Genomic DNA, 9,467 nt, shown 5'->3' with positions numbered 1-9,467 from the left:
AGGAAGAGATCGCCGGGGTTCTCGAATTCGAAGGGCACACCGCCGAAGACGCGGTGTTCAAGGAATGGATGGAGGATCACCGGTCCCGGAACGGTGGAAAGCTCCGGGTGAGCAAGGGCGCCACAGGTGTTCGGGTCATGTTCAGCAAGGAGGCGGACATGGCCTTCTGGAAGGCCCGCTCTGACATGGAAGCCAAGGGCCGAAAGTCTCACGCTGCTTGAGACCTGTGGTGGGTCCTCATCCTCGAGCGAACCAGGAGGCAAGCCACGATGCCGCATATCTAAGCCTGCCCGCGTGGAGGAAGCCCCCCGGAGAAGAATGCAGCCTCCAAAGTGCACGTAGCACAGAGATCGCTAAGTAAGGATTTTACGAGGCTAAGGGCGACATGACCTCATCAACACCGGCGTCACCACGGCAAGCACCTCGTTTGGCGTGGGGCAGAAGCAGGCCCTCGCCGTCGTATCCAGGAATACGCAGCCGTGGCGCCGGCGCCCCAAGCCGCAGGAGTGGATGGTGGGCGCCCCGGCGTGAGCCGAATGCCCTTTTTGTATGGGGCGTTCGCAGCGCGGTGACTGAATGCACCGGTGCGATCGTTCGTGTAGACGCCAGCGCGCCAGTTACCGATGCTCAGTGAGGTGACTTCCGAAGTCTCAGCCGAGCGCGCCAGAACTGCTCCCATTGCAGCAAGGGCCAATCTGGATCGCCAGATAATCTCTTGTCCAAACAACCAACACTGTGGGGCCTCATAGCGGCATCCCACTTGTTGTCCCAACCTCTTTATTCGTTCTAAATATATTTGGAGCAGAATGTGACGAGCCTGCACCGTCCCTCTGCCTCACTAATGCGACTATGCGGACGTCGTGCATGTCCGCCAACCGCAAAGCGGCCAAGTTGATTCCGGGAGCAATTTAGCTCAAGCCTCTAAAGTCCACCTTCAGCGAAGGACTGTAAAAGATGCCCTCAGGAAGTGCCTGGGCTACGCTGACCCGGGAAGAACACGAGTTTCAATACAATCCCCAGCAGGCTTTTCCGGACTACGAAGCCCACCGGCCGCGCCGCGCCCCTTTGAACGATGCGGCGTTGCTGAGTGTGCGGAGCGATTCGGACATCGCCTACGGCGAGCACCCCCGCCGTTGCCTGGACATCTACCGAGCGCCCCGGAAGGATGCACCAATTCACATATTCTTTCATGGCGGATATTGGCGAGCGAACGACAAGAACGGTTATGCGTTCGTAGCAGCACCGTTGGTGCAGCGCGGGTTCACGGTTGCCATCCCGAGCTACGAGCTATGCCCCGGATCGAGCCTGGACGGCACAGTGGACTCGGCCCTTGCTGCCGTCGAGTGGATCGCGCGGCATGGGGAGCAGTTTGGCGCCGATTCAAGCAGGATCACACTGTCCGGACACTCCGCCGGAGCGCATCTCTGCGCCGCAGCCCTAGCCACGGACTGGACAGCGAGGGGACTATCAACTTCTGCCCTGCAGGCCGCGATCATGATCAGCGGCATCTATGACCCTGCGCCAGCCATGCTGACGACGGTTAATCAGGACCTGCAGCTCACCCCGGAAATCGCTAGGCGTCACGACTATGAACGCGCCCCACCCCAGTCGCGGGCCGATACTCATCTCTTCGCCGGTGGGCGCGAGCCTTGGCACTGGATCGACCAAACCTTCCGCTACTCGCACCACCTGCGCCGACATGGCGGCGACCCGGAGGTGCACGTCTTACCGGGTTACGATCACTTCGATATCCTGGACCAGTACATGACGGAGAACAGCCCGGTTCTCCAGGCCATCGCACGCTACGCCTGACATGAAAAAGGGCGGGGTCAGCCCCGCCCTTGCCACAGTCCGTTCATCCTGCCGTCATGCGGACTGAGGTGTCGAGGAAGGCATTCGTATAGGCCTTCTCAATATCGAAAGGCTGCGCCCCCTCGAAGTTGTTCTGGATCAGTTCGTAATCCGCCTTCATCCGTTCCGCACTGAAGGCACCAAGGGCCACGCTCGTGGTCGTGGGGTCGCGCTGCAGTTCAACAACCCGCTCCCAGACACGCTGTTGCGTCCAGTCATCCAGGCCGGAAGCTGCCGAAAACAGAGCCCGGATAGCAGGCTGCGGATCGGCCACCGAGACCGCGAAGGCACGCTGCGACACCTGCACGAACTTGCGGACGGCCTCCGGCTGCCGAGCCAGGAAATTTCCGTTCACGACAATGGAGTTGCCGTAAGGATTGATGCCGATGTCCATCCAGCGCTGGAAGCCGAGATCGGCGCCAAATTCCCGCACCTTCAGGTCGTGCTCGTTCCAGAAATCCGAGGTGATGTCGATCACCTTGTTCTTTAGCGAGGGAATCTTGGCAGGTGGCGCCACGTTGACGAAGCGGACCGAGGACGGATCAATTCCAACCCGGCGAGCGAAGATCGGCCACATGATACGGGAAGCATCGCCGGGCGGGTTGCCGATGGAGCGGCCAGAAAAATTCTTCGGTCCAGTGATGCCGTTGCTCTTCAGCCAATAGAAGGTCTGGGGGGAGTTGGCGAAGACCGTCATCACCGCGACAAGGTTGCCGCCCCGCCCGCGAGCGAGCAGCGCGGTCGCCATATCGGAAATGCCGATCTGCGCCGTGCCGGCCACCACACGCTGAGAAGACAGGCCGGATCCGCGACCGGCCTCGATAGTCACGTCCAGGCCGGCCTGGTCGTACCAGCCATCTGCCTTAGCCAGGTAATAGGGCGCGTGATCCGCATACGGCGTCCAGTTGAGGACAAAGGTAATCTTCTCCTTCGCCTGGGCTCGGGCAATGCCCGGTGCGGCAAGAGGAGTAATGAGGCCGGCGAGCAAAAGCCCGCGGCGCTTGACGGCAGCGAGGTCGCTGGGCATGCGCGCTTGATCCCCTTCCCAGGCCCGGTGCTGCCGGGCTGTCATGCCGAGCCTATCACGCTAGTATCAAGCTGCAACAAATTTCCAACCAAATGGTTGGTACGGAAGCCAGCATGTCGAACCGAGCCGCCGCCCGCCCGACGACCACGCGCCGCGAACCCGGCAAGCGCGATCCGGAGAGCACACGCCGTGCCCTGCTCGATGCTGCAATCGGCGAGTTCGCGGAGAAGGGTCTAGCCGGCGCCCGTGTGGACGAGATTGCGGCGCGAGCCGAGGTGAACAAGCAGCTCGTCTACCACCACTTCGGCACGAAGGAGGACCTGTACACCGTAGCGCTCGAGGAGGTGTACGCCGCCATCCGTCAAGAGGAGCGAGCGTTGCACCTGGACGACCTGCCACCGCGGGAGGCCATGGAAAAGCTGGTCGGCTTCTCCTTCGACTATCTGAGTGCTCATCCAGAATTCGTGGCGCTTTTGAACGACGAGAACCAACATGGCGGCCGCCATGTCCGCGCCTCAGCGCGGTTGCGGCAGATGCACTCGCCGCTGGTTGGAATGGTGGAGGAAACGCTGAACCGCGGAGCCCGGGAAGGGCTTTTCCGGTGCGACCTGGCCGCCATCGACCTCTACATCACCATCGCCGGCATCTCGTACTTCTTCTTCTCGAACAACCGGACCCTCTCGGCCATCTTCGGCAAGCGGCTGGATACCCGCCCCTCCATCTCACGCCACCGGGCACATGTGATCAGCTTCGTCCTTGCCGCCCTTCGCCCCTGACCGGAACCTATCAACTATCTAGTTGACACCTTGCCTTGCACCGCCTTAGCGTTTCGTCACGACAAGGAAGGGCTGGCATGACTGCGGAGGCGAGCACCGACATTCCAGCCGATAGCGCCGCGGCCGCGCGCGGCCCGCGCCGGGATGCCGCTGTCAGAGCCATGCGACGGCGCTGGGGCATCATCCTGCTCGTGCATCTCGCCGCCATCGCATTGTGGGAGGCCCTGGCGCGGCTGGCCGGCCTGCCCGCCTTCCTGCTGCCGGCGCCGAGCGCGGTGGTGGCGACCCTCGGCAACCCGAACCACGCCTGGCTGTCCAACACGCTGGTCACCTTGATGGAGATCGGGGGCGGCTATTTGCTGGCGATCGTGCTTGGTGTCGCGGGAGCGCTTCTCTTTACCTGGTCGCGCACCCTGTCGCTGCTAGTCTTCCCGCTGCTCGTCACCCTCAACATGATCCCGAAGGTGGCGCTCGGCCCGATCATGATCGTGTGGATGAGCTACGGTATCGCCACCAACATGCTCATCACTTTCAGCCTTTGCTTCTTCCCCATCCTGCTCACCACCGTGCGTGGGCTGCAGGAGGTGGAGCCGGATCTTCTGGACCTCGTGCACTCGCTGAAAGGGTCGCGCTGGCAGGTATTCCGCTACATCCAGCTTCCCGGCGCCCTGCCCTACATCTTCTCCGGCATGAAAGTAGCCTCGATCCTGGCCGTGGCAGGCGCGGTGGTGGGCGAGTTTGTCGCCTCCGAGCGCGGCCTCGCCTACCTGATGATCCAGGTCCAGACTTCGCTCGATACGGCAGCCATGTTCATGGCCGTCATCATCCTCACCCTGCTTGGCCTCGCCCTCTACCTCCTCGTGCTGGGGCTCGAGCACCGCTTCGTCCCGAAGGACGCCAGGAAGGGATAGGCCATGTCCGCCCAAGCCATCGAGAATGCCGGCGGTCAACGCTGGCTGGATGCCGCCGACCTCCCCGACCGCATCGCGGACGAGGCCGAGCTGGACGAGTTCCTCTCCCGCCCCAGCCGTGCACTGGCCGCCGATCTGGCCACTCTGGAGGGGGACATCATGGTCCTCGGCGTCGGTGGAAAGATGGGGCCCACCCTCGCCCGCCTCGCCCGCAATGCGGCGCCCGACAAGCGCGTCTTTGGCGTTGCACGGTTCAGCGAGGCAGGGCTTCGGCAGGGGCTGGAGCGCCATGGCGTCGAGACGATCGCCTGTAACCTCCTGGACCGCGCGGCGTTGGAGAAGCTGCCGCGCGCGCGCAACGTCATCCTGATGGCCGGACGGAAGTTCGGAGCCAACGGTGACCAGTCGTTGACCTGGGCGATGAACACCCACGTTCCGGCGCTGGTGGCGGAGTCGTTCCGCGCCTCCCGCCTCGTGGCCTTCTCCACGGGCTGTGTGTACCCCTTCGTGCCCATCACGGGCCCCGGCTCCACTGAGGACAGCCCACTCGACCCGCCGGGCGAGTACGCCTTCTCCTGCATTGGCCGGGAGCGGATGATCCAGCACTTCTCCACGCAGTTCGGTACTCCGGGGCGGCTCTTCCGCCTGAACTACGCGATCGACCTGCGCTATGGTGTGCTGTTCGACGTGGCGACAAAGGTGATGAAGGGCGAGCCGGTGGACGTCACCATGGGCCATGTCAACGTCATCTGGCAGGGCGACGCCAACGCCCAGGCGCTACGCTGCCTGCGGCAGGCCACCGTTCCCGCGGCACCGCTCAACGTAACGGGGCCGGAGACCATCCCGGTGCGCTGGTTGGCCAAGGCCTTCGCCGAGCGCCTGGGCAAGCCTGTGACCATCACGGGCCAGGAAGCGCCGACTGCCTGGCTGAACAACGCGGCGGAGGCGGCACGGCTCTTCGGCTATCCCGTCGTGCCGCTCGCGCGCATGATCGACTGGGTGGCGGACTGGGTCGCACGCGGTGGCAAGGCGCTGGGCAAGCCCACGCATTTCGAGGTGCGGGATGGCACCTACTGAGGCCCCCCCCGTTGCCACGCTGAGCGCTTCCGCCATAGCCGGCTGCCTCGCGCTCTCGCGCGAGGCCGGCTGGAACCAGGCAGAGGCGGATTGGCGCCAGTTCTTCGAGGGGGGAACCGTCTTTGGCATCGGCGGGGACCAGCCGGTCGCGACCGGCGCCATCCTGCCCTACCGAGACGGCGGCTTCGCCTGGATCGGCATGGTGCTCGTCACGGCATCCATGCGCGGCCGCGGGCTTGGAACCCGCATCCTGCGCCACGGTCTTGCCTTGCTGGCCGAGACAGGCCTCTGCCCGGTGCTGGACGCCACGCCAGCAGGGGCACGCATCTACCGCCCGCTCGGCTTCGTCGCGCAGTTTGGCCTGACACGCTGGCGTGGCCCAGGTGGTGGCGAAGCACCCGTTGGCCCACGCCTTGCGACAGCAGATGACCTGCCCCGGCTCGCCACGCTGGACGGCACGGTCTTTGGCGCCAGCCGCCCCTCCCTGCTCGAAGGACTGATGCTGCGTGCCCCAGCGCTCGCCTTCGTGGAAGGGGACGGCTTCGTCCTCGGCCGCGACGGCGACCGGGCCACCCAAATCGGCCCGCTTGTGGCGCGCGATGAAGCGGCCGCGCTGCCGCTGCTGAAGGCGGCGCTGGCCCATGCGCCAGGCGAGGTGATCATCGACCTCGGCGATCACTGCACCGCCCTGGCTGACGCTCTCCGCGTCCATGGCTTCGCGCCCGAACGCCCCTACACACGCATGGCGCTGGGCCATGCCGCGCCCTTCGGGGATCCGTCCCGCCTCATGGCAGTGGCGGGACCCGAACTGGGCTGAGAGGACTACCATGCCCCTGCACCGTACGGACCTGCCGCCCGAGACGCTCCGCCTGCTGCGGCAGGGCGTGGCCATTCCCGCACATCCGCTCGCGCTCGATGCGGAGCGGCGCCTCGACCGCCGCCGGCAGCGGGCCCTGACGCGCTACTACGTGGATGCCGGGTCGGGCGGGATCGCCGTGGGCGTTCACACCACGCAGTTTGAAATCCGCGATGTCGGTCTCTACGCTCCCGTGCTGGAAGCGGCGATGGAGGATGCACGCGGCTGGACGGAGCGGCCCATGGTGATGGTAGCCGGGCTGGCCGGCCGCACCGCCCAGGTCGTGCAGGAGGCGCGCACGGCGGTCTCGCTCGGCTACCATGCCGGCCTGCTCAGCCTGGCTGCGATGAAGGGCGCCTCGGCAGAGGAGATCTTGGAGCACTGCCGGACCGTGGCCGGGGAGATCCCGCTGGTGGGCTTCTATCTGCAGCCTTCCGTAGGCGGCATCCTGCTTGGCGCCGACTTCTGGCGCGCCTTCTGCGCCATCGACAACGTCATCGCGGTGAAAGTCGCCCCCTTCAACCGCTACCGCACACTCGACGTGGTGCGCGGTCTGGCGGAAGCACGGGCAGAGGACCGCGTGACCCTCTACACCGGCAATGACGACCATATCGTGCTCGATCTCGTCACCGCCTTCACCGTGAAGCGGGACGGCGAGGCGGTGACGTTGCGCTTCCAGGGCGGGCTGCTCGGCCACTGGTCGGTCTGGACGCGCGGCGCCGTACAGCTGCTGGAGCGGCTGAAGGCCGCGGTGGCGGCAGGGCCACTTCCGCCCGAGATCCTGGCGCTGGATTCCGCCGTGACGGATTGCAACGCCGCCTTCTTCGACGTGGCGAACGACTTCCACGGCTGCATCGCAGGCTGCCACGAGATCCTGCGTCGCCAGGGGCTGCTGGAGGGCACCTGGTGCCTTAATCCCGCGGAGGGGCTGAGCCCTGGGCAGGCCGAGGCGATCGATCGGATCTGCCGCCTCTACCCCGAATTCTCCGACGACGATTTTGTTGCCGTGAACCGGGAGCGCTGGCTGTCGTGACCGAGCCGCTGATCCAACTGGAGAGGGTCCGCAAGACCTATCGCACTGATGGGCAAGACTTCACCGCTGTCTCCAACGTGACCATGACGGTGAACGAGGGCGACCTTGTCTCCCTTGTTGGCCCTTCGGGCTGCGGCAAGACCACGGTGCTGAAGATCCTCGCCGGCCTTCACGATGCAAGCGACGGCATCGTGCGGATCGGCAACGCCAATTCCGGCTTCGTGCCGGGGCGTGATGTGGGCATGGTGTTTCAGCAGGCCCTTCTCCTGAAGTGGCGTACCATCCTGGAGAATGTGACCTTACCGGCGGAAATCCTCGGCTTGCCGAAGAAGGAGGCATGTGAGCGTGCGCGCCACCTACTGGCCATGGTGGGCCTGCGCGGCTTCGAGGAAAAGTTTCCCTACCAGCTCTCTGGCGGCATGCAGCAGCGCGCCGCCATCGCCCGCGCCCTGGTTCATGACCCGAAGCTCATCCTGATGGACGAGCCCTTCGGAGCGCTGGATGCGCTGACGCGCGAAAAGATGAACCTGGAGATGCTCCGCATCTGGCAGGAGAGCGGCAAGACCATTCTCTTCGTTACCCACTCTATCCAGGAGGCCGTGTTCCTCGGCTCGCGCTGCGCCGTGCTAACGGCCGGGCCAGCGAGGATGGCCGACTATTTCAGCATCGACCTGCCCGCGGAGCGCGGCCTGGACATCAAGACGACAGAGGCTTTCGGCGTCTATGTGAAGCGAATCTACGCGCAACTCGGCATGCACTGACACCACCGGGCGGCGCGGCCGGGAGAATGCCATGACGGTCGGGAATACCTCCGCCGCGCCGCTGCCCTGGATCGGGATCTTCGACCTGTTCCGGATCGGCATAGGCCCGTCCAGTTCCCACACGGTCGGACCGATGATCGCCGCCGCGCGCTTCGGTTCGGAACTGCCGGCGGTCCCGCTCATCTCACTCCATGTCGATCTCTACGGCTCTCTCGCCTTGACCGGAAAGGGTCATGGGACGGACCGGGCCATCATGCTGGGCCTGCTTGGTGAGAGGCCAGAGAGAGTAGACCCTGACGTCATCCCGACATTGCTGGAGAGCCTTAGGGCCACCCGCTCCCTGCCTTTGGGCGCGGGACGTGCCGTGCCCTTCGATCCGGACGCCAACATCGTTTTTCACAAGACGATATCCCTGCCGCGCCACCCTAACGGCCTCACATTCCGCGCATGGGGAGAGGGAGGCGAGGGGATCTGCCGCACCTTCTACTCGATTGGAGGCGGCTTCATCGTCGAGGACGGAGAGGAGGACCGGAATGAAGGCTCCGTACCGCCCTCCATCCCCCATGCCTTCGGCACCTCCGCCGAGCTCCTCGCCACAGCCGACGCCACCGGGCTTTCGATTGCGGAGCTGCAAAAGGAAAACGAGCGCGCCTTCCTCAGCAACGACAGGATTAGCGAAGGGATCCAGCAGATCTGGTCCGCGATGCGCGACTGTGTCGGTCGCGGTCTCCGCCAGAGTGGTGAGTTGCCGGGCGGCCTCAGGGTCCGCCGGCGGGCTCCGGGCCTGCACGAACGCCTGCTCCGGCGCGAGGCGATGAACAAGGCCGATCCCCTGCACGGGATGGACTGGGTCAACCTCTACGCCCTCGCCGTGAGCGAGGAGAACGCGGCCGGCGGCCGGGTGGTGACCGCGCCCACAAACGGGGCGGCAGGCATCGTGCCCGCGGTGCTCCACTACTACACCCACTTCGTCGCGGGCGCGGATGAGGCAGGGATCGAGACCTTCCTGCTCGCCGCCGCAGCCATAGGCTCTCTCATTAAGCGAAACGTACCCATCCGCCGACGGCCGCCTTCCCTGGCCTGGGTGCCCGCTGATCTTACTGACGTTCGTAAGAGTGTCGGTAAGGGCAGGTGGGTGGGATGGAGATCATCAGCGGGGTCGAGCGGCGTCGGCG

At 65.0% G+C, this 9,467-nt stretch carries 10 protein-coding genes; 9 read left to right on the top strand and 1 reads right to left on the bottom strand.

Going from position 1 to position 9,467, the window contains the following annotated elements:
* Both ACO1BU_RS34725 and ACO1BU_RS34720 read left to right on the top strand, forming a co-directional pair.
* The coding region (locus ACO1BU_RS34725) for a hypothetical protein (RefSeq protein WP_424140475.1) at nt 1-221 on the top strand (221 nt) is incomplete at its 5' end.
* A 733-nt stretch (nt 222-954) separates the two neighbouring features.
* Nucleotides 955-1,812 carry an alpha/beta hydrolase gene (locus ACO1BU_RS34720; protein WP_424140474.1) on the top strand — a complete coding sequence of 286 codons (858 nt, stop codon included), beginning with the start codon at nt 955-957 and terminating at the stop codon, nt 1,810-1,812.
* Between the two features lie 43 nt (nt 1,813-1,855).
* On the opposite strand, the gene ACO1BU_RS34715 is transcribed toward ACO1BU_RS34720, so the two are convergent.
* Entirely contained in the window at nt 1,856-2,878 is a 1,023-nt protein-coding gene (locus tag ACO1BU_RS34715; RefSeq protein ID WP_424140473.1) for an ABC transporter substrate-binding protein, read from the bottom strand.
* 113 nt (nt 2,879-2,991) lie between these two features.
* On the opposite strand from ACO1BU_RS34715, the gene ACO1BU_RS34710 reads away from it, so the two are divergent.
* The 7 genes from ACO1BU_RS34710 to ACO1BU_RS34680 all read left to right on the top strand — a co-directional run.
* Complete coding sequence (locus ACO1BU_RS34710) at nt 2,992-3,654, top strand: TetR/AcrR family transcriptional regulator (RefSeq protein ID WP_424140472.1); 663 nt, start codon at nt 2,992-2,994, stop codon at nt 3,652-3,654.
* Nucleotides 3,655-3,731: 77 nt separating this feature from the next.
* Nucleotides 3,732-4,565 (top strand): ABC transporter permease, encoded by an 834-nt coding sequence (locus ACO1BU_RS34705; RefSeq protein ID WP_424140471.1) that lies wholly within the window; start codon nt 3,732-3,734, stop codon nt 4,563-4,565.
* A 3-nt stretch (nt 4,566-4,568) separates the two neighbouring features.
* Nucleotides 4,569-5,642: an NAD-dependent epimerase/dehydratase family protein gene (locus ACO1BU_RS34700; RefSeq protein WP_424140470.1), complete on the top strand. Its 1,074-nt coding sequence runs from the start codon at nt 4,569-4,571 to the stop codon at nt 5,640-5,642.
* Complete coding sequence (locus ACO1BU_RS34695; RefSeq protein WP_424140469.1) at nt 5,629-6,459, top strand: GNAT family N-acetyltransferase; 831 nt, start codon at nt 5,629-5,631, stop codon at nt 6,457-6,459. The genes ACO1BU_RS34700 and ACO1BU_RS34695 overlap by 14 nt, the downstream gene beginning before the upstream one ends.
* Before the next feature lie 10 nt (nt 6,460-6,469).
* Nucleotides 6,470-7,531, top strand: coding sequence for a dihydrodipicolinate synthase family protein (locus ACO1BU_RS34690; RefSeq protein WP_424140468.1), 1,062 nt, complete (start codon nt 6,470-6,472; stop codon nt 7,529-7,531).
* On the top strand, nt 7,528-8,292 hold the full coding sequence (locus ACO1BU_RS34685) for an ABC transporter ATP-binding protein (protein WP_424140467.1): 765 nt from the start codon (nt 7,528-7,530) through the stop codon (nt 8,290-8,292). Before ACO1BU_RS34690 ends, ACO1BU_RS34685 begins: the two co-directional genes overlap by 4 nt.
* A gap of 31 nt (nt 8,293-8,323) precedes the next feature.
* Nucleotides 8,324-9,467: L-serine ammonia-lyase (locus ACO1BU_RS34680; RefSeq protein WP_424140466.1), on the top strand; the 1,144-nt coding region annotated here is incomplete at its 3' end.

It is taken from the genome of Roseomonas chloroacetimidivorans (assembly GCF_049629625.1).
Lineage (GTDB): Bacteria > Pseudomonadota > Alphaproteobacteria > Acetobacterales > Acetobacteraceae > Roseomonas > Roseomonas chloroacetimidivorans.
This window is presented reverse-complemented; position numbering and strand designations above follow the sequence as displayed.